Origin of the sequence: Kribbella sp. HUAS MG21 (assembly GCF_040254265.1) — a bacterium.
Classification (GTDB): Bacteria; Actinomycetota; Actinomycetes; order Propionibacteriales; family Kribbellaceae; genus Kribbella.
In genome coordinates this window covers 5,386,924-5,413,279 of record NZ_CP158165.1, presented here as the reverse complement: position 1 = coordinate 5,413,279, position 26,356 = coordinate 5,386,924, and the positions used below count along the sequence as shown (strand labels likewise).

Sequence of the window (26,356 nt, the reverse complement as noted above, 5' to 3'; positions counted from 1 at the left end):
GCTCCCGGATGATGACGCCGTCGCTGACACGAAATAGGCGCCGGCGGCGTGCTCTCCAGCTTCTTTCCAGCGCTGTTTCCGCCGCCGCGCGACCATCCGGCCGGCACCGACCGCTCCGCGTCGGACACCACAAGATCAACCTCAGGCTCGGTATCACAACCGCATACCGACTAACGCCGAACTACTGACTCACGATACTGACGAGGCACTCACTTACGGCATCGGCCAATCGTCACTCCTGGTCCCGGACAACAGCCATCTCGCTGTTACCGCGGAACCCGATCCATTCGAAAATCCCCGACTGGCGGATAGAAGTCTGCTCGGAACCCTTAGGAGAAATGACGACATGATACCCCGGCCGCAGCACAATCCTTACCACTCCGCTCTTGAACGCCACCAGCGACGCGACCTCCTTGCCAACAAGCATTGCAAGGTCTCCGACTACCGTTGCTTGCGCGTGCGCGAGGTCGGTCATCGACGCATCGGCCAGTTCTACCTCCGCATCGGTTGAGATCAAGAACTCGTTAGCCAGTTCGATACGATGTACATCCGCGTGCATCTCTGCGCGCAGGACACGCGAGTCGCGGACTCCGAATATCCACCGATCCGGCAATTCTCTGAGCATCATTACCCACCTGGTAGATAGTCGAAGATGTTTCCAATAACATCTCCCGGTTTCCCATTAGGAAGCTGTGGATGCACGTCACCAGTCCTCGGATTGACGAGCATGTCCGGATTCTTTCTCGACCCGACACCACGCCATGCCGCATCATTCTTCACTCTATGAATAGCATCTTTGATCTGCTTCACCGTATAGCCAGTCTCGTTGGCTATTGCGTTTGGCCGCGACACCAGTCTGCACGGCGCCTTTGGCGGCGCACCACATGAATCATAGTCGCCGTCGTCGTCTGGCGGTTGGGCAGCGCTGCTGCTACCCGCGTTGGATCCAGCATCGCCAGCGGTGTTGTCGGATCCCGAGGCCGCATTTTGCAGGATCTGGTCGATGAGTTGGCCGATCGCGTCGCCGATCGGGACTCCCGCACCGGCCAGGATGATGCCGCCGGCAATGACACCGCCGCCAGGTGCACCCGCGATGGCTGGCTGGCCCGGGTGGCCGCAGTTGGCGGAATGGCAGATCTGGATGCTGTTGAACCAGTTGTAGGAGCCGGTGGTGCCGACGCTGTCGACGACGGAACCGGTGGAGTCGAGGGCGTGTTGGTACTGCTGGTCGGACCAGGCGGTGGTTTCGTCGGTTAGGTCGTCTCCGGAGGTGACGACGGTGGCCGGCTGTGACGGGTCGGTTGGGCAGAGCGGGTTTCCACTGGCACAGACGGGGTCGCCAGGTGGCGGCTGGTCGATCGTCTTGGCCTCGTGCTCCAGCTCATCCTGTTCCGCCTTGATCTTCTTCTTCAGCTGGCACTGTGCGTCGCATTTCGGAGGCGGTTTCGGGCCGCAGCCGCGCTTGCAACCGCCGCCACCGCCTCCACCGTCACCGTCACCGCCGTCGCCATCGCAGCCTTTCGGGTGGCCGTGGCACTTGGGGTCTGGTTCTGGCGGGCAGTGCTTTCCACCGCCCGGTTTCGTGCACTTCTTCGGGGGGCACGTGTTTGTTTTCTTGCAGTCCTTCTTGGGCGGGGGTGGCGGCTTTGGGGGATCCTCGGGACAGACTCTGATGGGCCGCGCGTCGTCATTGGGATTAAGCGGGTCGGGAACAGTCCAGACGCACCCGCGTTCGAGTTCGGGGTCGCTCGGGCGGTGCCCGTCCGGATCGTTCAGCGTGATCGGATTTCCACCTGCATAGCCGTACAGGTTGAGGACCGAGCTTGCTGTGCCGGCGTTGTGGGTGATGGTGTCTCGGGAGTTGAAGGTGCCGGTGCCGGGGTTGTACCAGCGGGCGCCTTGGTTGACGTCGCCGGAGCGTGGGTCGGTCCAGTCGCCTTGGTAGCCGACGCGGTACTTCAACCCGGTGGCATTGGTCGAGTTTCCGAACGGGTCGTAGGTGCGGGTGTCCGGCAGACCAGTCCCGAGGGTGGTGTCGGCGGGGTCGAAGCCTGCGACGATGTCGCCGTGTCGGTCGGCCAGGACAAGGCGTTTCGTGGTCTCGTAGCCGACCGCGAGCAGCCCGTCGGAGGCGGCGCGGCCGAAGAACTGGGTGCCGTCCGAGACGACCTCATCGCTGAAGCCGTCGTAGCGCATCCGCGCGGTGCCGGCCTGGATGGGTCGGTCGAGGGCGTCGTAGGTGAAGTCGCGGTCGGAGCGGGTGATCATCCGGTCGAACGCGTCGAAGCTGAATGCCTCGGTCGTCGTTCCGGTGGTCTCGGTGAGCAGTGCGCCGCGGGGTGAGTACGTGTAGGTCGACGTGCCGTCGTTGAGCAGGCGGTTGCGTTCGTCGTACGAGGCCAGTTTGGTGCCGGCCTTGGTGCGGTTGGAGTTGGCGTCCCACTCGTAGCCGGTGGCGGTTGTTCCCTTCGTCCAGGAGGTGAGCCGGCCGAGTTGGTCGTAGGCGTAGGTGTTGTTGCCGGCACCGGCGACACCCGTGGTGTTCTTCGACGTGACGTTGTTGTCGGCGTCGTATCCATAGGTGATCGACGAGACGGGTGCAGTGCCGGCTTTGAGTACGTCGGAGTTCATCCGGCCGTAGGTGTCGTAGCCGATCGTGCGGACCCGGTTGGAGCCGTAGTCGATCGAGGCGAGTTGCCCGGCGGCGTTGTAGCCGAGGGTCTGCAGGATGCGGGTGACCGGATCGGTGACTGTCGCCGGTCGACCGTTCACGTACGTGAAGTCCGCAGTTCCGGCAGCGTCGATCCGCTGGGTCAGCTGACCGTCGGGGTTATAGCCGTGGGTCGACGTACCGGACGGGCCGTCGGCGCGCAGGAGCATGCCGCGGTCGTTGTAGGTGTAGGTGTTGACGCCGTCGAGCGCGCTGGAGGTCGCTAGCCGCCCGGCCAGGTCGTAGGTGAGGTTCCGAGCCGCGGTTGGCGCCTCTGCACCGGTTCCCGTTTCGGCCTCGAGCCGCCCAGCCGCGTCGAAGGTCCGCGTCCGCTGCACCCCACCCGGAGACAGCAGCGACACCGGATTCCCAGCCGCGTCGTAGGACGCCGTCCATGTCCGGTCAGCCAGCGCGGGATGGGCAGTGGTGGACGGTTCGATGACCTTCTCGGGCAGGCCGAGCGTGTTGACCGTATAGGTAGTCGAGTTCCCGCGTCCGTCGGTGTAGCGGGTCCGGTTCCCGGCGGCGTCGTACCCGTAGGAGATGCTGATCTGGTTTGTCGCCGACACCGGGTCGGTCTGTGAGGTCAGCCTGCCGAGCGCGTCGTAGGTGTACGTCGAAGCACGGTTCCCCGATGCTGGTGCCGACGAGACCAGGTTCCCGTCCAGGTCGTAGCCGAGCACGGTGGTGCCGAGGGCGACGTTCGACGCATTCAAGGTCTTCGACGCCACCAGTTGCCCGGCCTTGTCGTACGTCGCGATGCTGCTGCGCCCCATCGCATCGGACGAGCGCACCTGCCGGCCCGCGTAGTCGTAGCCCAGCTGGGTGACGACGTTGTTCGGGTCCGTGGACTTGGTCAACTGTCCAAGCGTGTCGTACTCGCTCAGCACAACCGCACCTGACGGCGACTGGGCATTGATGACGTTGTCCCGGTCGTCGTAGGTCAGCCGGGTGACGAAGTTCGCCGCGGTCGGTTTCCGCTCGACGTCGGTCGACGTCACGACCCGGTCGAGATCGTCGTAGGTGTACTTCTTGACAGCGCCGAGCGGGTCGGTCGTCGTCTCCACGTCCCCGTTCGGGGTGTAGGTGATCTTGGTGACCGCCCGTTCGTCGTTCGTCTTGCCGGGCGCGTCGACCTGAATCTGCCGGTTGAGGTGGTCGTAGGTGAACCGGGTCGCGTTCCCGCGCTCGTCGATCTGCTGCAGCAGGTTCCCGACCGCGTCATAGCTGAGGCTCGTCTTCGGCGTCACCGCAGTCCCGCTCGGCGGCGTGTACGACGGTGCGGTCACCTCGACGGTGCGGCCGAGCTTGTCGAACGTCGACTTCACCACGTTGCCGAGCGCGTCCTTCGACGAGGTCGCCTGCCCGAACGCGCCGTACCCGACCATCGCGGTCGGCTGCACATCGGCCGGCGTCCCGCCGTCCTGCTCGGCCTTCACCCTCGGAGCGATCGTCTTGATGAGCCGCCCGAGTTCATCGTTCACGTACGCCGTCGTGAAGTCCGCCTTGACCGCGCCGCTCGCGTTACCGCGCGGCGTGGTCATCGAAGTGGCGAGCCCGCGCTGGTCGTAGGCCCAGGACGTCGTCATCGCACCCGAGGTGTTTTCCACGGTCTGCGACACCCGTCGCCCGGCCGCGTCGAACACATAGTTGGTCGCCTCGGTCACCGCGGTCTCCCCCGCGATGGTGGCGTTCGACCAGTTACCAGTGTTCTCCTGACGGGTCACGTTACCGGCTAGGTCACGGGTGTAGGACGTCTTGCGCTTCAACCCGTCCGGATCAATGGTCTCCGAAGCGACCCGGCCCGCAGCGTCGATCGTGTACCTCGTGGTGGTCTCCCCGTCGTCGGTGACCGCTTCGATCCGGTTTCCGGCCCCGTCGTACGTGTTCTTCTCCAGCACGTATGGCCGCGTCGAGCCGTCCGGCTTGTGAAAACCTTCGAGAGTCTTGGTCTTGAGCGTGTCGTCGAGGTTGTAGGCGTACGTCACCAGCCGGCCCATGGCATCCACCTCGGACCGCTTACGCCCGGCCAGGTCGTACTGCGTCTTCGACCGGACGGCGTAGTCGATTCCTTCCCGAGGACCGTCGACAGGTGGGTTGTTCGGATCCGCCGGGAGATTCATGTCCCAGACCTCGGTCAACATGTTCAGATCCGAGTACTTGTACTCGAACCGGTTCCCGTTCGCGTCCTCCGACCAAGTCCGGTTCCCCGACTCGTCGTACCCCTGCTGCGACAACTTGCCGTCGGCATCGACCGTCGACGCCAGCCGGTTGCGGTCGTCGTAGCTCATCGTCGTCACTCGCGGCTCGTCCGACGTCTTCAAATCCCGCGCAGTCGTCTTCACGACGTTGCCGTCCGCGTCGTACTCCAGCTCGGCTCGCTGCTGGTGCTGCTCCCCCGTGACCGCGTCCGTCGTCACCGGCCCGGTCACCGCCGTGATCCGCGACATCTTGTCGTAGTCGTACGTTGTCGTGACGCCGCCCGGGTAGGTGTCCGAGATCTGGGTCTCGGTCTTCTTCCGCCCGATCTCGTCATAGGTGTACTTCGTCACCAGACCGGATGGTGCCGTCGTCTGCACCACGGTCCCGTACTGGTCGTACAGGTACTGCGTCACTGCGGTCGTCGAGGCGTTCACCTTCACCGACTCAGTCTTCAGCAGCCCCGGCGGCATCGGCTTTCCATCCGGGCCGAGCTGCACACCATCGGTGTACGTGAACAACTTGACCCAGCCGTCCGGGCTCACGTCCGACGCAACATCGCCGTTGACCGTCAGATTCGAGTACCGCTTGTACGTGTCATCGGTCGCGCTCGCCGACCGCCCGTCCCGCAGCGTCGCCATCTTGTCCCACCGCGGATCCAACGCCGGCCACGCGTCATCGCGGTGATAGGTCGTGTACGACGTATAGCACTCTCCCGCAGCACGGCATGTCTTCGTCGACGTCACGTTCCCGCGATCGTCATACCCCATCGCGACCACATCACCCATCTCACTGGTGACCGCGGTCAACTGCCCCTTCTTGTCATGGGTGTAACTGCGAATCGCATACCCCGTGCCATCGGTCCAGTTCTGCGTCGTGCCTGCCGTTGGCGGCTGACGTGTGCCCTCACCCTTTGGCCGACCGGTACGCCGCAACCAACCACCAAGCGCGTCGTACTCGTAGACGTAATCGGCGTTGTTGGGCCCGGTCACGTGCACGATGCGGCGCGGGAAGTTCTTGAGCCTGGTCAGCCACAGGGAGCCGGGCGGCATCTCCGGGATGCCTACGATCCAGGCGGCGCCGTTCTCGTCGACATACCTCTCGACTCGGTCGTTGGCCCGGTTGTACTGCACTTCGGCAGTTGTACGACCGCCCGCCGACGTGATCGATGTCAGCTGATCGGACGCGTTGCGGCCCTGCTGCCAGTGCGACTGCACATCCCTCGTCGTCAGCGGATGCGAGTACAGCGCGACCTCATCGATCTGACCGGTGAAGTATCGCACCGTCTGCGTGCCGTACGACGGCCACGCACTCGGAGCAGCCGCCACGGACGCCCCGATCTCGTTCACCGGGAACTGCGCGTGGTCCACGACGCTTTGGGTGATGGTGCCGATCGCGACACCATCGAGGTACAGCGACTGCCTCGTGCCCATCGAGCTCAGTACAACGTGGTGCCACTGGCTGTCGTTGACCAGTGTCGACGATGTCATGGGCTCAGCCGTACCGTGCCAGAACTGTCCACGGAGCTTGCCGTCCGCCCCGACGTACAGCACCGGCATGCCGCCAGTCGTGGTCGGGCCCAGCCTCTGCTTCTGATAGCCGAGCAGCGGTTGACTCGTCGAGCCGCTTGTCTTGAACCACAACTCGACTGCCTGGTCGCGGCTGCGCGTCGCAAGGCCGTTCGCCAGCGAGACCCAGGAATTGCCATTGAAAGAGACGGACTTGTCCGCGTCGCCGACACCGCTCAGCGGGCTCGACTGACCGAACTGGACGTTGGTGTAGGTGCCGAAGGCGTCGCGCTGCGCGATGTCGATCTCGTTGGTCGCGTCGCTGTCCGTGCCGTCGTCGGCGAACCGGAAGTAGCCGTCAGGCTTGCTGTCGAGCACGGCGCTGCGGTAGTGCGAGCCCTGTTCCGAGCCGTACGTCGTGCACTTCTGCTCTGCGTTGCACGACTTGGTCAGAGCATCGCCGGTGTACTCGTAGGTCCACGTCAGCGGCGTGCCGTTGACAGGCTGCGTGCTGACCGACGCGACGTGCTTCTTGTCGGCCGTCCAACCGAATGTCAGCTTCCGGCCGGCACCGTCCAGACTCGCCGCGGACTCCAAGGTCCCGTCAGCACGGTACGCCAGTGCGAGAGGTTTGCCCTGCGTGCCGTAGATCTTGCTCAGCTTCCCCGTACCCGCCGCGAACTCGTACTTCGTACCCGGCACGATCTGCAGCGTCCATGGTCCCGTCGCCGACGCGGCCGTCAAGGTCGTCTTGGCTCCGCGTGGCGCCGCGAACGTCCCGTTGGCGTTCCCGCCGAACCGCACCTGGCGGCCGTCGGGATAGGTCACGAGCGCGTTGCCGTCGTTCTCGATCACCAGTCGCATGTCATAGCGGCTCGACCAGCCCGCGCCGAACAACCCGTCACGTCGCGGGTCAAGGCTGTTGTAGGTCCTCGCAACGTTCAGTTCCGGGCCCGCCACCGGCACAACCACGTCAAGTGCGGATGCCGTGTAGTTGCCGATAGCCGGGTCATACGGCTTGTCCTGCGACTTGCCGTCGTTGTTCGCGATATGGCCGGTGATCGCAGGCTGCGGCACATCGGTGAACATCGTGATCGGCGTGCCGATCGTGTGCTGCCCGTCGTTGTCCTCGACATAGATCTGCCACTGGTACTCACGGTTCCACGCAAGCTTCCCAGCAGGCACGACCCACGTTCGCGACGACGTATACCCACCGCTGAAGAAGCAGCCCACAAGTGGGTTGTCACCGACGACCTCACAGACCCGGAAGCTGTACTTCAAAGTGGACTCAGGAGCATCCGGATCGATACCGGACGCCCAGACCTGCGGAGTCAACGTGTACGTCTGGGCACCGTTCAAGGGCCAGACCTGCGACGGATCGACCACCGGTGGCACGTTCTGGATGGTGATCAACCGTGGCGCCGGTCTGACACCCCAGTCGGTGTACCAGCGATGAATCGTCGTGTCGCGGTGCACCATCGAGAACTCGATCTGGTAGTCGATCCCCTCCGCCGACCCAGGCAACGCACCCACTGCGACGTCCAGATTGATCTTTCCGCCGTGCGGCACGGACGTCGTGATCGGCGTGGACAGCACCGACCAGTTCTGAAGCTGCCCGTCCTTGTAGATCCGGTAGCTCATGTAGTCGTCACCCGGCTGCCACGTGAACGCGCCCAGGTTCGTGATTGTCATCGGAAACTTGCCGGCCTTGTCCTGCGTGACATAGTCCGCCGGGTCCTGCGCCCGGAACGCGTACGAGGCGTGGTACGGCGAATGCGTCACCGCCAGCCTCGGAGGATTCGCCGTGTTGATCCCGGCGAACTTCTTCCACGAGTACCGATCCGCTCGCTGGTTCGCGAACAGAGCGAATCCGAAGTTCGACCGCTTGCCGTCCACCAAGCTCTGCAACCAAGACAGGCCAGCCGAGTTGAACGGCAGTGCGTCATACATCGGCTGACACGCCGTCGTACCCGTCGTGTTCGACACATAGCCACGCGAGAAACTCCTCGACGCGATTACCGACGGAGTCACCTGCGGGCCCGGATACTTCAGACTCGCCAGCGGCGTCGACTGCCAGCCCTCCATCACGCCATACACATCCAGCGCCCGCGACGAACACGTGTCCGCCTGGTAGTTGTACACCTCCAACTGCGCCGCAACGATCGTGTCGTACCGGAAGGCATCCACCAGGCTCGGGACCGACAACAACGACGTGTAAGCGTTCCACCCCGTCGTGGACGAACAGTTCGTCGTACCAGCAGCCGGACGGCATCCCACCTGCAGATCACTCGCACCGCTGATCGAACCGTTGACGCCCGCGCTGACCGCATAGTTCGGCGTCACCCGATCCGTCGGAATCACGGTCGGGTCGATCCGTACCGGGAAAACCCGCGCAGGATCGTCCAACCACGTGCTGTCCGCCGTGACCTTCAACGCCTGCCGGCCATCAACGGTCAACAACTCATAGGTCACCGCGTCCGACGTTGCACGAACCTCGACCGTGTTCGAGTCCTCCATGAAGCCGGCCGGGATCCGTGCCCGCTCCACGCCATGCTCATCAGCCAGCACGACCTCCCGGCCCACCAGCGATGCGGTCAGGTTGTCGCTGAGACTGAGCGGGAAGACGAACGAACGAGGCGCCGACGCTGACTTGAGGATGATCGTTTCCTTGATCCCCCGCGGCTGCGACTCCACCTCCAGATCGGTGCCAGGCATGAACTCCGGGAAGACCACCCTGCTGCCCGACATCTGCCCCGCCACAGCAGCGGCACCCGCCACGCCCCAACCGACGCTGCGTCCCTCGCCCAACTCGATGCCCGCCACCGGATCCGCATCGGCCTGGCCCGCGATCCACGAATAGACCTCCGTCGAGATCGTCTCCCAGCCGCCACCCTCTCGCGGCTGCAGGTTCGCGTTGATCTCCGCCCAGGACCCATCCGGATTCTGGAAGTTCAACGGCGCCGGCGACACCACGCTCGTCTCTGTGCCATCGGTGTTCGCATATGTCTTCGTAAACCGGTCCCGCTTCTCCGGCAATTCGCGGCTCGTCTGCTTGTCGAACCCCTTGACCGGCAGTCGCGTCGATGGCAACGGTTCCGCAGGCTTCGGCGCCGGCTGCTTCGTCGCGGCGTTCACAGGCTTCGCCGCGGTCACCGGGAACATGTCCCGTAGCGTTGGCGGCTCAACCTTGTTCTGCCCCGGGGGGAGCGGCGCCGGCAGCTTCCCCGCGCCGACCCGCTGCGCCGGAGCCTTCGCCTCTCCCTTGCCCGACATCGCAGCCTGCGGCACCGGTGGCGGGGTACCCGCAGCTACCGCCGGCGCGACCGGCAGCGCTGGGCCGATACCAGCCAACGGCACCGCCAACGCAAGCCCGATCGCCGCGAACCTCGCGATGCGAGCCCGGCGACGGCGAGCACGAGAAGACAGCCTGGACACAGCCATGAGAGATCCCCCTGGGCGTGGACGACCCGAACCAGGACCCTGGGGTCCCCCGACCCCACCAGCGCCGGAACGGACCGTAACACCGCATGACCCGCCGTAGCCACAAAACTGCAACTACCTGCAAATTGCCGAAAATCTGTAACGCTGATCCGGTCCCGTATTCAGGGCGAACGCAGTCGGGTGGTGGATCCACCGCGCACCGACCGTTGCGCGGTGGGGAAACTAATCGTCACCAGGTGCCGAATAGTTTCCCGGCCTCGCCGGTCGACCAACGAGGCGGGCGGAGCCGGTCAGGGGTGGATCCGGGGGAACCCCCTGTCGGAACGTGTCGATTGCGCTCAGACTCGGAGGTGATAACCGAACCGGCTGGGGGCCGCTGGATCGCCGGGAGGGGCGATGGTCGGCATGGTGGGGACCACATCCGAGGTTGTACAGGCACAGGATCTCGTCCGCGTCTACGGCGAGGGCGGCACCGCGGTCGAGGCACTGCGGGGCGTGGGGGTGCGGATCGAGAACGGACAGCTCACTGCTGTGATGGGACCGTCGGGTTCGGGCAAGTCGACGCTGATGCACATCCTCGCCGGGCTCGACCGCCCGACGTCGGGCTCGGTGCACATCGCCGGTACCGAGATCACGACGTTGGGTGACGACGCGCTCACCAGGCTGCGTAGGAAGCACATCGGCTTCATCTTCCAGTTCTTCAATCTGCTGCCGATGCTCACCGCCCGCGACAACATCGTGCTGCCGCTGACGATCGCCGGCGCGAAGCCGGATCCGCAGTACTTCGGCGATCTGGTCGAACGCGTAGGGCTCGCCGACCGCCTCGACCACCGGCCGGCCGAGTTGTCCGGCGGTCAGCAGCAGCGGGTCGCGATCGCGCGGGCCCTGGTGTCGCGCCCGACCGTGGTGTTCGCGGACGAGCCGACCGGCAACCTCGACTCCCGGACGAGCGGCGAGATCCTGTCGCTGATGCGGTCTTCGGTGGAAGAGTACGGACAGACGCTGGTGATGGTGACGCACGACGCGCGGGCGGCTGCGATGGCCGACCGGATCCTCTACCTCGCGGACGGCGAGATCGTGAAGGAGACCGGCCGGTCCAGTCAGCACGAGATCCTGCAGATCATCGACACGCTGGATCTCCAGTGATCCGGTTCGCACTTCAGGGGCTGCTGGCCCGCAAGCTTCGTACGACGCTGACCGCGATCGGCGTCGTCCTCGGCGTGGCGCTGATCTCCGGCACCTACGTCCTGACCGACTCGATCACCTCCGCGTTCGACTCGGTCTTCACCGAGAACTACAAGAACACCGACGCGGTGATCAGCGGGAAGACCGCGTTCGACGCGGCCGAGGACGGGACGGTCACGGCGCCGCCGTTCCCGGCGGATCTGCTGCGGAAGGTCCGTGAGCTGCCCGAGGTCGGCGCGGCCGCCGGCGCGGTCAACGGCGAAGCGCAGCTGATCGGCAAGGACGGCAAGGTCATCGTCTCCGGCGGCGCGCCGAACATCGGCTTCAGCCTGGATCCCACGCTGCCGCAGTTCAACTCGCTCACGCTGGTCTCGGGCACTTGGCCGGCCTCCGGCGAGGTGGTCGTCGACACCCAGACCGCGACGAAGAACGGACTTGCGGTCGGCGACACGGTCGGCGTTCAGGCCCGGAGCGCTGCCCAGCAGATGCGGATCACCGGTCTGGTCGAGTTCGGCTCGGTGTCGTCGATCGGCGGTGCGACCCTGGCCGGGTTCGACCTGGAGACCGCGCAGCGCCTGTTCGGCAAGACCGGCAAGCTCGACCAGATCCTGATCGCGGCCAAGGGCGGAGTGAACCGGCAACAACTGGTGGACGCGGTGCGCCGACTGCTCCCCGAGGCGACCCAGGTACGGACCGCCGACGAACAGGCCGCCGAGGACGCCGCCGGTACTACCGAGTTCCTGAACTTCCTGAAGACGTTCCTGCTCGTGTTCGCCGCGATCGCACTGTTCGTCGGCTCGTTCGTGATCGCGAACTCGCTCGCGATCACGATCGCCCAGCGTACCCGCGAGTTCGCCACGCTTCGTACGCTGGGCGCGTCCCGCCGGCAGGTGCTCGGCTCAGTGGTGCTGGAGTCGCTGGTCACGGGTCTCGTCGCCAGCGCCGTCGGCTTGTTCCTAGGACTCGCGGTCGCGACCGGGATGTTCCAGCTGTTCGACGCGATCGGTCTCACGCTGCCCAACAACGGCCTGGTCTTCGAGGCCAGGACGATCGTCGTGGCGCTTTTCGTCGGCGTAGTGGTGACGACGCTGGCGAGCCTGCGCCCGGCGTGGCGAGCGACCCGCGTGCCGCCGATCGCGGCGGTCCGCGAGGGTGCGACGCTCGCCCCCGGACGGTTGCACCGCTTCCGCCCCGTCGGAGCCGCGCTGCTCGCCGCAGCAGGGGTCGCCGCGGTGCTCGTCGGCCTGTTCGCCGACGGATTGAAGACGAGCGCCCTGCTGTCGCTTCTCGGTGCGGGCGTGCTGCTGCTGTTCATCGGCATCGCCGCGTTCTCCGCGCGGCTCGTGCGTCCGTTGGCCGCTGTCTCGGATCCCGTAGCGCGGTGGTCGGTCGTCGTACTGACCGCTCTGATCTGGCCGATCGTGCTGGTTCCGTTGTGGGCGGTACGCCAGCTTTTCGGGCGGCATCCCGAGTTCCCGCCGGTGCTCCCGGACCGGCCGGCCGTGGCGATCGGCGGCCAGAACAGCCGGCGTGATCCGCATCGGACCGCGTCGACTGCGGCGGCGCTGATGATCGGCCTCGCGCTGGTCACTCTGGTCGCAACGCTGGGCGCCGGCCTGATCAAACCGTTCGAGGACGCGGTCGACCGGATCTCCAGCTCGGACTACGCGATCACCGCGCAGAACAACTTCAGCCCGTTGCCGCCGGCCGTCGCCGCGACCGCAGCGAAGGTACCGGCCGTCGAGGAGGTGACAAGCGTCCGCGGCGGACAGGCCAGGGCGTTCGACAAGACCATCTCGATCACGGCGATCGACCGGACCGCGCCGCAGCTGCTCAGGTTCGACTGGCAGGCCGGCTCCCAGGGCTCGCTGTCCGAGCTGGAGCCGAACGGCGCGATCGTCGACGCCGACTACGCCGAGCAGAACGCACTCGTCCTGGGCTCGACGATCAGCCTGCAATCCGTGACCGGCAAGGTGCTGCCGTTCCAGGTGCGCGGCATCTTCAAGCCTCCGGTCGGCGGGTCGCCGTTCGGCAACGTGACCATCGCGACGGCCACCTTCGACTCGGTGACTCCGCAGCCGCAGAACATCTACACCTTCCTGACCATGCGGGGCGGTGTGACTCCGGACAACACCGCTGCCCTGAGCGCCGCGCTGAGCACGTTCCCGAACGCGAAGGCGGTGACCATCGAGCAGTTCAAGAAGGCCCAGACCGACAGCATCAAGAGCCTGCTGAACGTGCTCTACGTCCTGCTGGCGCTGTCGGTGCTGGTCAGCCTGTTCGGCATCGTCAACACCTTGGTGCTGACCGTCTTCGAGCGCACCCGGGAGCTGGGCATGCTGCGCGCGATCGGCCTGACCCGTGGACAGGTGAAACGGATGATCCGCCAGGAGAGCGTGATCACCGCGCTGATCGGCGCGGTGATCGGGATCGCCCTCGGTCTGCTCCTCGCCTGGCTGCTGGCCGCCCGGCTGGACGAGATCTCGTTCACCGTGCCGGTCTTCCAGGTGGTGATCTTCGCCGTCGTCGCGGTCGTCGTCGGCATCTTCGCCGCGATCTGGCCGGCCCGCCGCGCGGCCAAACTCAACCCACTCGAGGCACTCCAGTACGAGTAGTTGCACGCAGTTCCTTAACCCTCGGCGCTGCTAGCTTCGCCGGCTATGAAGCGAATCGCCGCGGTTGGGCTCGTAGTCGCTCTCACCGGTTGTTCGACGGTCGAGTCGAAGGACATCCGGACCAGCGGGATCACCGCCAACTACGTCGTCACCTTGCCCGAGACGGGCGAGGCTGCCAAGGTGAGTGCGTCGTACCGCGTCGGCACACTCACCTTCGTCGAGCTCGGCGACGGCGAGTCTGTCGCGGCATCCGGCGGAGGCAAGGACGTCACGCTCAGACATCACCGCTCCGCCGGGGTCACTGGCTACGACGGTCGACTGGACGGTGTGGTCGCCGCCGGTACCGAGATCACCTTCGACCTCAGCCGCGGGAAGGGCGACGACTCCGCACCGCGGTCCACAGTGAAATTGCCCGAACGCGTGCGGCTCACCGCTCCCCTGGCCGGGACGACGTACTCGCGTCGCGCCTCGATCCCGGTCCGCGTCGACACCGAGCCGTCCCAGCTGCCCGCTGTCCTCACCTGGACCGGCGAGTGCATCCAGACCGGCAGCCTGGAGCTGGAGCCCGGCCGTACGTCGGTCAGCATCTCCACCGGCTCGATCCAGCCTGCCGCGCGGACGCCGACGCCCGGCGCCGCACCGGCCACGACCTGCCCAGCCGACCTCACGCTGACCCGGCGTACCGAAGGCACCTTGGACAAGGCCTTCAAAGACTGCCACATCATCGCGGAGAGCCGATCCGTACGCCGGATCACCTCCACACCGTGAACCAGGTCGAGCCATGCCGGATCGGCGCGGCGATGTCGATCCAGCCTTCTACAGTGGAGAAGATGCGACTGGCACAGACAGGGTCGCATGGTGGCGGCTGCTGGATCGCCTTGGCAACCGGCTCCAGCTCATACCGTGCCCTGCTTGATCTTCTTCGTCAGCCGGCCCCGGCATCACATCTCGGCGGCGGGCCGGGTCGTACTTCGAGGTTGACCCGGAGCCGTAGCTGTTCCTGCAGCCCGTATCACAGCGCTTTCGCTCATTCTGTGCTCGCGCGGGGCCGGGCGGTCGATCGCGGGCGGCAGCACGCCACTCGTCGGCGGCAGCCGACAGATCCCGGCGCAAGCCGGAAACAGAAGGTCCGGGCGCCAAGCCCGGGGGTGGGTGGGAGCGGGCGTAGCGGGTGCGCTGAGGAGCGGAGCGACGAGGGAAGCGCCCGCGTAGCGCGCGGGGGACCTATCTACCGGTTGGTCATCGGTGGGCTGCTTGGTGGCTACCTTTGTGAGGACGTGGGTATGCCTGTGGCAGACAGCCTCTGGCTGTGTCCGCCCATTGTCCCTTCGGAAGGAAACCCCTCATGCGCCGCCTTCCTCGCGCGCTGCTCCCGGGTGCGCTGATCGCCGGGTTGTTGTTGCCGGCTGCTCCGGCTGCGGCCGGGCGTGGTGACTTCGATGTGCAGGCTCATCGTGGTGGGCTCGGGCTCACCGTGGAGAGCACGATCGCGTCGTTCTCGCACGCGCTGCAGCTCGGTGTCAGCACGCTCGAGCTCGACGTCCAGATCACCCAGGACGGGTACGCCGTCGTCACGCACGACCGCAAGGTCGACGCCAAGAAGTGCCGCGACACGGCCCCGTACACCGCGGGCGATCCGGAGTTCCCGTACGTCGGCAAGTACGTCAACACGCTGACGCTCAAGCAGGTCAAGCAGCTCGACTGCGGTTCGCAGACGTTGCCGAACTACCCCACGCAGCAGCCCGACCCGGGCGCGCGGATGCCCGAGCTGCGTGACGTCTTCGCGCTCGTGCACCGCTACCACGCGTACGGCGTGAAGCTGAACATCGAGACCAAGGTGGAGGCCGGGGCGCCGAGTGAGACCGCGCCGCGCGAGCAGTTCGTGCAGGTGGTCGCCGCCGAGGTCCGCAAGGCGAACATCGCCCGCCAGGTGACGATCCAGAGCTTCGACTGGGGCGCGCTGATGCGGATGGGCGAGGTGATGCCGAAGCTGCCGCTGGTCGCGCTGACGAACTACGACTTCCTGCAGGTCGGCAAACCGGGCAAGTCGCCGTGGCTCGGCGGCATCGACATCGACGACTTCGGCGGCGACCTGGTCAAGGCGACCAAGTCGTTCGGCGCGTCCGCGATCTCGCCGGTGCACGGTTTCCCGCAGGACGGGAAGATCACCGATCCGACGTACCGGCCGTACGTCACCGCCGACATGGTCAGGTCGGCGCACGTCGCCGGGATGAAGGTCGTCCCGTGGACCGTCGACGACCCCGCGACTATGCAGTCGCTGATCGACAAGGGCGTCGACGGCATCATCACCGATTACCCGGACCGCCTGCGCGAGGTGGCCCGGGCCAACGACTTCAAGCTTCCCAAGTCGTACGACGCGCCGGCCGTCCGCGCGCTGCCGTCGGCGCACGCGCACAACGATTACGAGCACCGGCGGCCGTTGCAGGACGCACTCGACCGCGGGTTCAGCAGTGTCGAGGCCGACGTGTGGCTGGTCGACGGTGAGCTGCGCGTTGCACACGACCTGGTCGACACCAAGCCCGGCCGCACCCTCGAAAGCCTGTACCTGAAGCCGCTGGCCGATCGGGTCCGGGAGTACCACGGCCAGGTCTACAAGCACGGCAACGGTTTCCAGCTCCTGATCGACATCAAGAGCGACGGCCCGTCGACGTACGCCGCCGTCGACAAGGCGCTGGCGAAGTACCGCGGGATCACCACAGTGTTCGTCGACGGCCGCGTGTTCGAGGGCGCGGTGACGCCGGTCATCAGCGGCAACCGCCCGCAGGACGTCATGAAGGCCCAGAAGGTCCGCTACGCCGGGTACGACGGACGCCTCGCCGACCTGCAGTCCCGGATGCCGGCGTCCTTGATGCCGCTGGTCAGCGACAACTGGACGAAGGTGTTCACCTGGCAGGGTGTCGGCCCGATGCCCGAGGCCGAGAAGGCCAAGCTGCACGACATCGTGGTGACCGCACACCAGGCCGGCTACAAGGTCCGCTTCTGGGCCACCCCGGACGTGCCCGGCGCTGCCCGTGAGGCCCTGTGGCGCGAGCTGGTCGCGGCGAACGTCGACTACATCAACACCGACGACCTGCACGGATTGGAAGACTTCCTCCGCAGCTAGGGCTTGACCTCCGTGAGGGCGACAAAGTCGTCGCCCTCACGGAGGGCCTTCCGCTGCTTGATCGCACCGTTCCCCTCCCGCAGCACCCGCGCTATCCCCTCAGCCACGAGCTCCGACGCACCTAGTACCTGCAGCGCCGGTTCGACGTGTCGCTGCAGCCGCCGTACCACCTCTGGCATCGGCAGGCTGTCCCCGCTCAGCACATCCAGGCCACGCGCCGTCAGCCCGTTCCGCGCGGCCAGCCAGAGTGCGGCCCGCAGTACCTCCGGCTCCAGCGTCGGCCCCTTGGTGCCCTCCTCTAGCGCGGTGACCACCACTGCGCGGACCAGTGTCGCGATCAGCACCGTGTCGTCCGTAGTGAGTGGAATGTCGCTCACCCGCACCTCGATCGTCGGCAGGTGTGACGAAGGCCGGATGTCCCAGTAGACCATCTGCTCGTCCATCAGGGTGCCCGCCGCCATGTGCATCGCCACCAGCGCCTCGTAGTGCTCCAGCGACTCCAGGTACGGCGGCGGACCGGCGCAAGGCCACCGTGTCGTCATCAGCCACCGCCAGCTGGCGAACCCGGTGTCCTGGCCGAGGTAGATCGGTGAGTTGGCACTGATCGCGAGCAGCACCGGCAGCCACGGCCTCAAGTGGTTGCTGACCTTGGTAGCGGTCTCCTTGTCCGGCACCTCGACATGCACGTGGCAGCCGCACACACCTTGCTCCCGCGCCAGCAGACCCCACTCACGCACCAGCTGTTGGTACCGCGGCTTCTTGGTGATGGACTGCGCCGCCCGGCCATGAGGCGGTACTGCGATCGCCAGCAGCCGCGCGTCCTCTTCCGCCGCGGCGATGGCCAGCTGGGACCGCATGTGCACCAGGTGCTCATGTAGCTCGTTGGCGGACGTGCAGACGGGAGTGTTGATCTCCACCATCGCCCTGGTCAGCTCGAGTGCGACGTCCAGCTTCCCGACGTCTCTGAGCACGGCTTTGCTCCGCGGGAGTGGGTCCCCCGTCGCGGACACCAGGAGTAGTTCTTCCTCTACTCCGAAGGGAGGTAGCTTCACCCTCGACATGTACCCCGTTACCAACCGGTTAGGCTCTCCCGCGTGAGTCTGCCTGTAGTCACCGCGACCCGGTACGTGCTGCCGCTCCGGGAGGGCGGATCGTTGCCCGGCGTTGTCGAGGGCAACGACCTCGGCACGTACGTGATCAAGTTCCACGGCGCCGGGCAGGGCCCGAAGGCGCTGGTGGCGGAGGTGATCGTCGGCGAGCTGTTCCGGCGCCTCGGCCTGCGGGTGCCGGAACTGAAGCTGATCGAGCTCGACCCGGCGATCGGCAAGTCGGAGCCGGACTTCGAGATCCAGGAGCTGCTGATCCGCAGCGCCGGCCTCAACCTGGCCGTCGACTTCCTCCCGGGATCCTTCGGGTACGACGGATCGGCCGGGAACCCCGGTGACGACGCCATGGCCCGCATCCTCTGGCTGGACGCGTTCGTGGCGAACGTGGACCGCTCCTGGCGGAACACGAACATGCTGGTCTGGCACAAGAACCTGTGGCTGATCGACCACGGTGCCGCGCTGTACTTCCACCACTCGTGGATGCCGGCGGAGAAGTTCGCGAGCCTGCCGTACGACGCCAACGACCACGTGTTCTCGGTAGCCGCGCCCGGCGTCGCGAAGGTCGACGCCGAACTGGCTGCGGCGATCACGCCTGAACTGCTCACGGAAGTGGTCGGACTGGTGCCGTCGGAGTGGATCGAGGAGGGTGATCGCGAGCGGTACACAGGTCACCTGCTGGCCCGGCTCGAGAACCGGTCCGCATGGCAGCCGGGAGGTGCGCGATGAAGCCGTTCGACTACGTCATCCTGCGCGCCGCGCCGCGCATCCAGCGGGGCGAGTTCATCAACGTCGGCGCGGTGCTCTACTGCCAGGCCCTGGACTACCTCGGTGCCGCCTGGGACGTGCAGCCGGAGCGCCTCCGCGCCCTGGACCCGGCTGTGGACGTCGACGTGGTGTGCGCGTCGCTGGACCAGGTGCGGGCCATCTGCGCGGGCGATCCCCAGGGTGGGCCGGCAGCGGCCACGAAGATCGGCGAGCGGTTCCGGTGGCTCGCCGCGCCCCGCAGTACGGTCGTCCACCCCGGGCCGATCCACAGCGGGATCACGGAGGACCCCGCCGCGGAGCTGGAGCGGCTGCTCGACGCGTTCGTGCGTTAGCCGAGGGCCTTCGACACCACGTCGCGGGCCTCGGTGAAGACCTGCTCCAGGTGCTCGGCGCCCTTGAACGACTCGCCGTAGATCTTGTAGAGGTCCTCGGTCCCGGACGGACGCGCGGCGAACCACGCCGACTCGGTGGTGACCTTCAGCCCGCCGATCGCCGCACCGTTGCCGGGGGCGTGCGTCAACCGAGCCACGATCGGCTCACCGGCCAACTCGGTCGCGGTGACCGCGTCGGCGGACAGCGCCGACAGCTTCGCCTTCTGCTCCCGGGTGGCGGGTGCGTCGACCCGTGAGTACGCCGATGCGCCGAACCGCTCGACCAGCTTCGCGTGAGCCTGAGACGGCGTCTCACCCGTCACTGCGGTGATCTCACTCGCCAGCAACGCCAGCAGGATCCCGTCCTTGTCCGTTGTCCACACGCTGCCGTCGTACCGCAGGAAGCTCGCGCCGGCGGACTCCTCACCACCGAAGCCGACGGAGCCGTCCACCAGACCGGGGACGAACCACTTGAAGCCGACAGGCACCTCCCACAGCCGGCGCCCGAGGTCCGCGACCACGCGGTCGATCAGCGACGACGACACCAGCGTCTTGCCGACCGCGACGTCCGGGCCCCATTCGCGGTTGCTGAACAGGTAGGAGATCGCCACGGCCAGGTAGTGGTTCGGGTTCATCAGCCCGGCGTCCGGCGTGACGATGCCGTGCCGGTCCGCGTCGGCGTCGTTCCCGGTCGCCACGTCGTACTTGTCGCGCTGCGCGACCAGCGAGGCCATCGCGTACGGCGAGGAGCAGTCCATCCGGATCTTGCCGTCGTGGTCGAGCGTCATGAACGACCAGGCCGGGTCGATCCGCGGGTTCACCACGGTCAGGTCCAGCCCGTGGCGTTCGGCGATCGCGGCCCAGTAGTCCACGCTCGCGCCGCCGAGCGGGTCCGCGCCGATCTTCACGCCCGCGTCGCGGATCGCGTCCAGGTCCACGACGGACGGCAGGTCGTCGACGTAGTGCCCGACGAAGTCGTAGTCCCCCGCGTGCTGACGCGCCTGCTCGAACGGCTTGCGGCGGACCTCCCGGTTGCCGCCCGCGATCAGCTCGTTGGCCCGGTTCGCGATCCAGCTGGTCGCGTCGGAGTCGGCCGGTCCGCCGTGCGGCGGGTTGTACTTGATGCCGCCGTCCCGCGGCGGGTTGTGCGACGGCGTGATGACGATGCCGTCCGCGTCGGCGCCCGCGCCCCGGTTCAGCCGCAGGATCGCGTGCGACACCGCCGGGGTCGGCGTCAACCGGTCACCGCTGTCGACGAGCGTCTGTACGTCGTTGCCCGCCAGCACCTCCAGCACCGTGCGCCAGGCCGGCTCCGACAGGCCGTGGCTGTCGCGGCCGACGAGCAGCGGTCCCGTCGTACCCTGGCCGGCCCGGTACTCGCAGACGGCCTGGGTGATCGCCAGGATGTGCGCCTCGTTGAAGGCGCCGTCGAGACTCGATCCGCGATGGCCCGACGTACCGAAGACCACCTTCTGGGCCGGATTCTCCACGTCGGGGGTGAGGTCGCCGTACGCCGTCAGCATGGCGTCGACGTCGACGAGGTCCTCGGGTTGTGCCGGCTGGCCTGCGCGTGGGTGCATGACCACATGCAACCACAAGCGGTCAGCTGCTGCCGTACGGCGTGAGCAGCTGGTCGACGGGTGCGTAGTCGTCGGTCAGGATCGGCGCGTCGCCGACGAAGTCGTCCAGCTGGTCGCGGATCTCCATGTTCGGCTCGAGCTTGGCGGCGATTCCCGGTACGGCGATCGGCCGGTCGGACGCCACCACGACGAAGTTGCCGCCGCTCTCGCCGGTGAACTCGTTCTTCCGGGCGATCACCGCGACGTGCTCGAACTCGGCCTGCACGGTCTTGATCTCGGCCTTCGCGAACTTCGCCTCGCCGTGGTCGATGACGTTGATCAGGTAGATCCCGCCCGGCCGCAGGACCCGCCGTACGTCGGCCACCAGCTCGCGGGTGGTCAGGTGCCACGGCACGGACACGCCGCTGAAGGCGTCCATCAGGACCACCTCCCAGCTGTCGGTCGCCTCGTCCCGGACGCCGATCCGGCCGTCCTTGACCCTCACGTCCAGGTCCGGGCCGGTCTGTACCCCCAGCTCGCGCTTGTCGAGTTCCACGACGGCACGGTCGATCTCGTACACCCTGTGCTTGCTGCCCGGCCTGGTCGCCGTCAGGTACCGCGTCATCGTCATGCCGCCGCCCCCGATGTGCAGGGCGTCCACCGGCTGCCTCTCCGGCCGGCTGCCGTTGATCGCGGCCGCGTAGCTCTTGATGTACTCGAACTCCAGGTGCGTCGGGTCGTCGAGGTCGACGTATGAGTGCCGCAACTGGTCGAGGTACAGCGTCCGGCCGCCCTCCCGGTTCGGGTCCGCGGCGACACGAGCACAGTGGTACGCCGTCTCGACCTCGCAGGGACGTGGCGACACCAGGGTCAGCGTGGCACCGATGATGGCGAGAGCGACCGGCTTGACCGCTGCCCGCGTACCCCGCAACAGGATGGTCAGCACCGCACCGACGACGACCAGTACGCCGCCCAGCACCAGGACGATCGTGCTGATCGGCACGGTCGCCACGAACACGAATCCGGTCAGCACGGTCCCGAAGATGCCGCCGACCGTCGCGTACGCCGACAGCCGGCCGACAACCGTTCCTGTCTGCTCCAGTGTCGCCAGTCGCAGTTTGGTGACCATCGGGGTGACAGCGGCCAGCAGCGCCGCAGGTGCGAAGAGCGTGATCGCGAGTACGACGAACACCAGGTCGTTCGCGCTACCTCTGAGCGCCTCTCCGGTCCAGCGGACCACCGGGAGGACCAGCATCACCAGGGCACCGCCCAGCAGGAACAGCGGTCCCAGTGTCCGGTGCGGCGGCACCAGGTCCGCGAACCGCCCGCCCAACGCAGCACCGGCCGCGATCGCAGCCAGCGCGACCCCGATGACCGCGGTGTTCGTTTCCAGCGTCAGCCCGATGTACGGCGCCACCAGCCGCAGCGACACGAGTTCCAGCACCATGACGGCGGCCGAACTCCCGAACGCCAGTGCGATCGCCAGTTCCTGGCTGACCGCCCTACCCTCACCCTTGTGCACCTGCGCCACCCTATCGGTGCGCCGTGAAGACCTAGACCTCGTCCAGGCGCGCAACGAGGGTCTTCGGGGCGATCTGCCGGTACGCGGTCTCGACCAGGTCCTCGAAGTGGCCCCAGTCGACGTCCACGTCCAGGTACACCCCGAGCCAGCCGCGGTGACCGACGTACGGCGGCCGGTAGAAGTGGTCGGGGTCCTCGGCGACCAGCGACTCCTGGACGCCCGGCGGCGCAGCCATCCACACCCCGAGGCGGTCGTCGTGGTGGTGGTCGGCGTACATGACGAACACCTTTTTGTCCCGGACGAACCAGGTCGGCTCGCCGTGGCTCGGCCGCTCGGTCACCTCGGGCAGCGCGAGGCACAGGTTGCGTACACGCTCCAGAACGTCCATCTGCCTACTGTGTCAGCGGCGCGGTCCAGGGACCACCACACCGGTCTCGTACGCGTAGACGACGGCCTGGGCGCGGTCGCGGAGGTCCAGCTTGGTCAGGATGTTGCTGACGTGCGTCTTGACGGTCTGCTCGGCCAGCACGAGCTCGTCCGCGATCTGCCGGTTGGACAGGCCTCGCGCCACCAGCCGCAGTACGTCGGTCTCCCGCGGCGTCAGCTTGACCGGGGTGTTCGGTACGACGGGTTGCGCGCGGGCGAAGTCCTCCACGAGGCGGCGCGTGACGGACGGGGCCAGCAGCGCGTCGCCGGCGGCCACGACCCGTACTGCTGCCGCCAGCTCGTCCGGCGTGGAGTGCTTCAACAGGAAGCCGCTCGCACCCGCACGCAGGGCGGCGTACACGTAGTCGTCCAGGTCGAACGTCGTCAGCATCACGACCCGCGGCGGTTCGCCGGGCGTCGAGTCGGCCAGGATGCGCCGGGTCGCGGCGAGACCGTCGAGCACCGGCATCCGGACGTCCATCAGGATCACGTCCGGCGCCAGCTCGGCCGCGAGCTCGACCGCCTGCTCACCGTCGCCCGCCTGACCGACCACCTGGATGTCGGGTTGCGCGTCGAGCAGTGCGCTGAACCCGGCCCGCACCATCTCCTGGTCGTCAACCACGAGCACCGTGATCGTCACTCGCCACCTCCTCCCCCACGGGTATGAACGCATGCACCAGATAACCGCCTACTGGGGTCGGACCGGCGCGCACCGTGCCGTCGACGAGCGCCACCCGCTCCCGCATCCCTCGCAGCCCCTGTCCACTGCCAGGAGCCGGTACGACGGGCCGCGGTGGCCTCTCGTTCTCCACCCGCACCTCCAGCTCAGTGCTGGTACGCCGTACCGACACCACGACGGAGGCGTGCAGCGCATGTCGTACTGCGTTGCTCAGTCCCTCCTGTACGACGCGGTACGCCGTCAGCTCGACAGCCGGATCGAAGCCGGTCGGGACGGCACCTGCCAGCCGTACGTCTGCTCCAGCGCGCCGGGTGCTCTCCACGAGCTCGTTGACCTGTTCCAGACCGGGCTGCGGTTCCAGCTCACCTGGCTGCGGTTCTTCCTCGCGCAGCAACCGCAGCACGCGACGCATCTCCGTGAGCGACGCCCGTGCCTCCTCTGCGATGCCCATGAACTCCGCGCGGACCTTGTCAGGTACGTCGGGCAGCCTGTGCGGCGCGCTGTCGGCCCGAACCACCACCACGGAGAGGTGATGCGCGACAACGTCGTGGAGCTCGCGGGCGATGCGGGCGCGCTCCTGGAGCGCCTTACGTTCGGCCCGCTCGGTCCTGCTGACCGCCTCCTGTTCAGCCAGCCGACGGGCCGTTTCGCGGCGGGAGCGCACCAGGTCGCCGACGACTACAGCAACCGCCGACAGCACCGCCATGGTGAGCAGACCACCCCAGCCGCCACGGTCCGGCGCTAGCTCGATCGCTACGACACCTACTGCCTGCGTCGCCACCCACCAGCCGACCTGCTCCCGGCGGCCGAGTCCACGCGCACCTGCGATCGCGACCACGAACGAGTGCCCGAACGCCGCCGTCGTGCCCCACGGCCACGGCTCGCTCGGGGCCAGCGGCGTGGTCACCGTGGCCGTGACGGCAGTGGTGACCAGTGAGACGACAACCGCAGCCCGCGGTCGCAGCCACGAGAGACCCAGCGCCAACGCCCGTGCGAGCGCCAGAGCCAGCACGGCCCCGAGTGGTACCTCGTAGTGCTGCCGGAGGTCCATGACCGTCAGGACCAGCAGCGCCACGACTCCCCCGCCGGCGGCCCAGGCCCACCGGCCACGCGGCCAGCTCTTCGGTATCTGCACGGTTGGACCCTACTCACAGCTGCTGCAGCCAGGACCAGAAGAACAGCAGGCTGGCCACCCCCAGCACGATAGTTGCCGGGAGCACCCACCTGCGTGCTCCCTGGACCAGGAGCGTGTGCAGTGCCGCGATACCACGCAGCGCGAACAGGAACGCGATGATGCACGGTACGGCGATCAGCGCGTGCGCCGTCCACGCGCCGGCCCGTGTCGGACCGCCCCACGTCCCCGGCTGGACCGGGCCGTGCTCGACGAATCCCCAGAACGGGCCGCGCACCACGGCCAGCACCACCAGCAGCATCACGAACACGCTCGTGAGCCCGAGCAGCGCACTCAGCAGTCCGTAGCCGAAGGCCTGTCCGGCGTTCATCGCGCGCGGGGCGGCCGTCGCGCCCAGGCGGTAGGCCAGCAGCCGGCGCCAACGTCGTACCGCTGTCTCCGGCTCCCCCAGGATCGCGTCGGCCATCGTGAGGACGCCGACCGGCAGCAGCAGGGCGCCGTACAGCACTGAGCGGCCTCTCCGGCGGCTCTCGGTCGTCGGGCGCGTGAGTGTGTCGGTCATGGCCTCTCCTCGGTCTCAGGTCGGTGCCTTCGACCGTAGGAATTCGCGGCCTCCGGCACCTCCAGCCAGGGAGCCGATCGCGGAGCAGTACTCCGGTAGGGGGTCGGAGTGATCCAGGTCACAGTGACCACGATGCGTCGCGCCGCGTTACACGGTCAGTGCCGGTCGGGCGTGCGCGCCCGCCGGCCTGCAGGACGGGGATCGCGTCCAACAGGAGGTACACGGACACCATGCGCATGCGGAACCTGGCTGTGACCGCCACGCTGATCCCGGTTTTGCTGCTGCCCGGCTGCGGCACCGACGCCGACGTCGCCGCCGCCGCGGGACCGGCCGCCCAGAAGGCGACCCACACGACCGCCGCCGAGGAAGCCGTCGGCTCCGACGACCCGGTGGTCAACGCGTACTACGCCTACCGCGTCGCGCTCGACGCGATGATGCGCAGCGGCGGTCGTAGCACGAAGCAGCTGGAACCGGTGATGACGCCGAAGATGTACCAGGCGATCGGCGCCCAGGCGAAGTACTTCCGGACCCACAAGCTGCGCAACGTCGGTGCCACCAAGGTCCTCTGGGCCCGGCGCACGCTCGCGTCGAACGGCGTCATCGTCAGCGCCTGCTACGACACGACCGCCGCGCGCACCGTGAACGTCCGCGGCCGCGGCGTCCTACCGAGCAGCACACCCACCCGCTGGCTCGACCAGATGCGCGTCGTCAACCACCAGTCCCGCTGGATCGTCGACGGCGGCACCACCACCCCCACCGACTGCTGACACCGCTTTGTGGCGGTGCGATCACGATTGGGTGGCAAGCGGATTCCGCCCTGCCGGCATGGGCAGACTCATGATCTAAGTGCCGACGAGGTCGAGGGGTCCACCATGATCGACACGAAGGTCCGACACTGGCTGCCGGCGTGGTTCGGCGGGCGTCGTACGCCGGAGACGTTCCGGCCGCGCGGGACGAGTTCACGCGTCAGCCGGCTGGCGGCGCAGTACGACGCCGAGGTCGACGCTGCCCTGCAGCGTCTGTGGCCGAAGGCGCGGATCTACCACGACCGCGAGTTCACGCACGACCGCGCTGACTTCCTGCTCGTGGTGCGCGGCCGCGGCGTGATGATCGAGACCAAGGTGAAGAGCGATCCCGGGCTGTTCCGCGGCTCCACGCTGCCACCACTCCTGGACCGGCTGGAGCGCGACGGCCGGCGGCTCGTCGTACTCGTCAACCAGGGCGACCCGACCCCGGCGCGCGACCTGATGAGCACCAGGCTCGGCGACCGCGGCCGGATCCTCGTCTGGTCCGGTCCCCACCACGACACCGACCTACGCGAAGCAGTCGAAGCTCTCCTGGACCAGACCACCCGCCACGCCTGACACGCAGCGGGGACCTCGGACACGCAGCGGGGACCTTGGACATCTGGCTGGATGTTCAAGGTCCCCAGGGGCTGTCCGCGGTCTGGGC

General features: G+C 67.3%; 17 protein-coding genes. 8 read left to right on the top strand and 9 right to left on the bottom strand.

Going from position 1 to position 26,356, the window contains the following annotated elements:
* Positions 1-232: 232 nt before the first annotated feature.
* Together ABN611_RS26355 and ABN611_RS26350 are read right to left on the bottom strand one after the other, a co-directional pair.
* Entirely contained in the window at positions 233-625 is a 393-nt protein-coding gene (locus tag ABN611_RS26355; RefSeq protein ID WP_350274914.1) for a hypothetical protein, read from the bottom strand.
* A gap of 2 nt (positions 626-627) precedes the next feature.
* Complete coding sequence (locus ABN611_RS26350; RefSeq protein WP_350274913.1) at positions 628-9,579, bottom strand: LamG-like jellyroll fold domain-containing protein; 8,952 nt, start codon at positions 9,577-9,579, stop codon at positions 628-630.
* A gap of 684 nt (positions 9,580-10,263) precedes the next feature.
* On the opposite strand from ABN611_RS26350, the gene ABN611_RS26345 reads away from it, so the two are divergent.
* From ABN611_RS26345 to ABN611_RS26330, 4 genes are all read left to right on the top strand, one after another.
* Positions 10,264-11,004, top strand: a complete 741-nt coding sequence (locus ABN611_RS26345; RefSeq protein WP_350281684.1) for an ABC transporter ATP-binding protein — start codon at positions 10,264-10,266, stop codon at positions 11,002-11,004.
* Positions 11,001-13,658 carry an FtsX-like permease family protein gene (locus ABN611_RS26340; protein WP_350274912.1) on the top strand — a complete coding sequence of 886 codons (2,658 nt, stop codon included), beginning with the start codon at positions 11,001-11,003 and terminating at the stop codon, positions 13,656-13,658. The genes ABN611_RS26345 and ABN611_RS26340 overlap by 4 nt, the downstream gene beginning before the upstream one ends.
* A gap of 45 nt (positions 13,659-13,703) precedes the next feature.
* A complete protein-coding gene (locus tag ABN611_RS26335) occupies positions 13,704-14,426 on the top strand; it encodes a hypothetical protein (RefSeq protein WP_350274911.1) in 723 nt (240 codons plus the stop codon).
* A 577-nt stretch (positions 14,427-15,003) separates the two neighbouring features.
* Positions 15,004-16,782, top strand: coding sequence for a glycerophosphodiester phosphodiesterase family protein (locus ABN611_RS26330; RefSeq protein WP_350274910.1), 1,779 nt, complete (start codon positions 15,004-15,006; stop codon positions 16,780-16,782).
* Here the strand turns inward: ABN611_RS26330 and ABN611_RS26325 are convergent.
* Positions 16,779-17,843 (bottom strand): glutamate--cysteine ligase, encoded by a 1,065-nt coding sequence (locus ABN611_RS26325; protein WP_350274909.1) that lies wholly within the window; start codon positions 17,841-17,843, stop codon positions 16,779-16,781. The genes ABN611_RS26330 and ABN611_RS26325 overlap by 4 nt on opposite strands.
* Positions 17,844-17,876: 33 nt before the next feature.
* Here ABN611_RS26325 and ABN611_RS26320 point away from each other — a divergent pair, with 33 nt between their 5' ends.
* Both ABN611_RS26320 and ABN611_RS26315 read left to right on the top strand, forming a co-directional pair.
* A complete protein-coding gene (locus ABN611_RS26320) occupies positions 17,877-18,614 on the top strand; it encodes a HipA family kinase (protein WP_350274908.1) in 738 nt (245 codons plus the stop codon).
* Complete coding sequence (locus ABN611_RS26315) at positions 18,611-18,985, top strand: DUF3037 domain-containing protein (RefSeq protein WP_350274907.1); 375 nt, start codon at positions 18,611-18,613, stop codon at positions 18,983-18,985. The genes ABN611_RS26320 and ABN611_RS26315 overlap by 4 nt, the downstream gene beginning before the upstream one ends.
* Here the strand turns inward: ABN611_RS26315 and pgm are convergent.
* Genes pgm through ABN611_RS26285 form a run of 6 tightly spaced genes read right to left on the bottom strand, consistent with a single transcriptional unit; the run spans position 18,982 to position 24,904 of the window.
* The gene (gene pgm / locus ABN611_RS26310) at positions 18,982-20,604 is read right to left on the bottom strand and encodes a phosphoglucomutase (alpha-D-glucose-1,6-bisphosphate-dependent) (RefSeq protein ID WP_350274906.1); all 1,623 of its coding nucleotides are present in this window, start codon (positions 20,602-20,604) and stop codon (positions 18,982-18,984) included. The genes ABN611_RS26315 and pgm overlap by 4 nt on opposite strands.
* A gap of 22 nt (positions 20,605-20,626) precedes the next feature.
* The gene (locus ABN611_RS26305; protein ID WP_350274905.1) at positions 20,627-22,105 is read right to left on the bottom strand and encodes a fused MFS/spermidine synthase; all 1,479 of its coding nucleotides are present in this window, start codon (positions 22,103-22,105) and stop codon (positions 20,627-20,629) included.
* Positions 22,106-22,136: 31 nt separating this feature from the next.
* Complete coding sequence (locus tag ABN611_RS26300) at positions 22,137-22,493, bottom strand: MmcQ/YjbR family DNA-binding protein (protein ID WP_350274904.1); 357 nt, start codon at positions 22,491-22,493, stop codon at positions 22,137-22,139.
* 12 nt (positions 22,494-22,505) lie between these two features.
* Positions 22,506-23,171 (bottom strand): response regulator transcription factor, encoded by a 666-nt coding sequence (locus ABN611_RS26295; protein WP_350274903.1) that lies wholly within the window; start codon positions 23,169-23,171, stop codon positions 22,506-22,508.
* Complete coding sequence (locus ABN611_RS26290) at positions 23,146-24,345, bottom strand: histidine kinase (RefSeq protein WP_350274902.1); 1,200 nt, start codon at positions 24,343-24,345, stop codon at positions 23,146-23,148. The genes ABN611_RS26295 and ABN611_RS26290 overlap by 26 nt, the downstream gene beginning before the upstream one ends.
* A 13-nt stretch (positions 24,346-24,358) precedes the next feature.
* Positions 24,359-24,904, bottom strand: coding sequence for a hypothetical protein (locus tag ABN611_RS26285; protein ID WP_350274901.1), 546 nt, complete (start codon positions 24,902-24,904; stop codon positions 24,359-24,361).
* A gap of 230 nt (positions 24,905-25,134) precedes the next feature.
* Here ABN611_RS26285 and ABN611_RS26280 point away from each other — a divergent pair, with 230 nt between their 5' ends.
* Together ABN611_RS26280 and ABN611_RS26275 are read left to right on the top strand one after the other, a co-directional pair.
* Positions 25,135-25,671 (top strand): hypothetical protein, encoded by a 537-nt coding sequence (locus tag ABN611_RS26280; protein ID WP_350274900.1) that lies wholly within the window; start codon positions 25,135-25,137, stop codon positions 25,669-25,671.
* Between the two features lie 105 nt (positions 25,672-25,776).
* Positions 25,777-26,268 carry a hypothetical protein gene (locus tag ABN611_RS26275; RefSeq protein WP_350274899.1) on the top strand — a complete coding sequence of 164 codons (492 nt, stop codon included), beginning with the start codon at positions 25,777-25,779 and terminating at the stop codon, positions 26,266-26,268.
* Positions 26,269-26,356: the final 88 nt, after the last annotated feature.

Bases quoted from the DNA above. Each gene is read 5' to 3' on its own strand.
- ABN611_RS26355 (WP_350274914.1), bottom strand. From the start codon at position 625: ATGCTCAGAGAATTGCCGGATCGGTGGATATTCGGAGTCCGCGACTCG.
- ABN611_RS26325 (WP_350274909.1), bottom strand. From the start codon at position 17,843: ATGTCGAGGGTGAAGCTACCTCCCTTCGGAGTAGAGGAAGAACTACTC.
- ABN611_RS26275 (WP_350274899.1), top strand. From the start codon at position 25,777: ATGATCGACACGAAGGTCCGACACTGGCTGCCGGCGTGGTTCGGCGGG.
- ABN611_RS26315 (WP_350274907.1), top strand. From the start codon at position 18,611: ATGAAGCCGTTCGACTACGTCATCCTGCGCGCCGCGCCGCGCATCCAG.
- ABN611_RS26285 (WP_350274901.1), bottom strand. From the start codon at position 24,904: ATGACCGACACACTCACGCGCCCGACGACCGAGAGCCGCCGGAGAGGC.
- ABN611_RS26280 (WP_350274900.1), top strand. From the start codon at position 25,135: ATGCGCATGCGGAACCTGGCTGTGACCGCCACGCTGATCCCGGTTTTG.
- ABN611_RS26335 (WP_350274911.1), top strand. From the start codon at position 13,704: ATGAAGCGAATCGCCGCGGTTGGGCTCGTAGTCGCTCTCACCGGTTGT.
- ABN611_RS26300 (WP_350274904.1), bottom strand. From the start codon at position 22,493: ATGGACGTTCTGGAGCGTGTACGCAACCTGTGCCTCGCGCTGCCCGAG.
- ABN611_RS26350 (WP_350274913.1), bottom strand. From the start codon at position 9,579: ATGTTCCCGGTGACCGCGGCGAAGCCTGTGAACGCCGCGACGAAGCAG.
- pgm (WP_350274906.1), bottom strand. From the start codon at position 20,604: ATGCACCCACGCGCAGGCCAGCCGGCACAACCCGAGGACCTCGTCGAC.
- ABN611_RS26345 (WP_350281684.1), top strand. From the start codon at position 10,264: ATGGTGGGGACCACATCCGAGGTTGTACAGGCACAGGATCTCGTCCGC.
- ABN611_RS26330 (WP_350274910.1), top strand. From the start codon at position 15,004: ATGCGCCGCCTTCCTCGCGCGCTGCTCCCGGGTGCGCTGATCGCCGGG.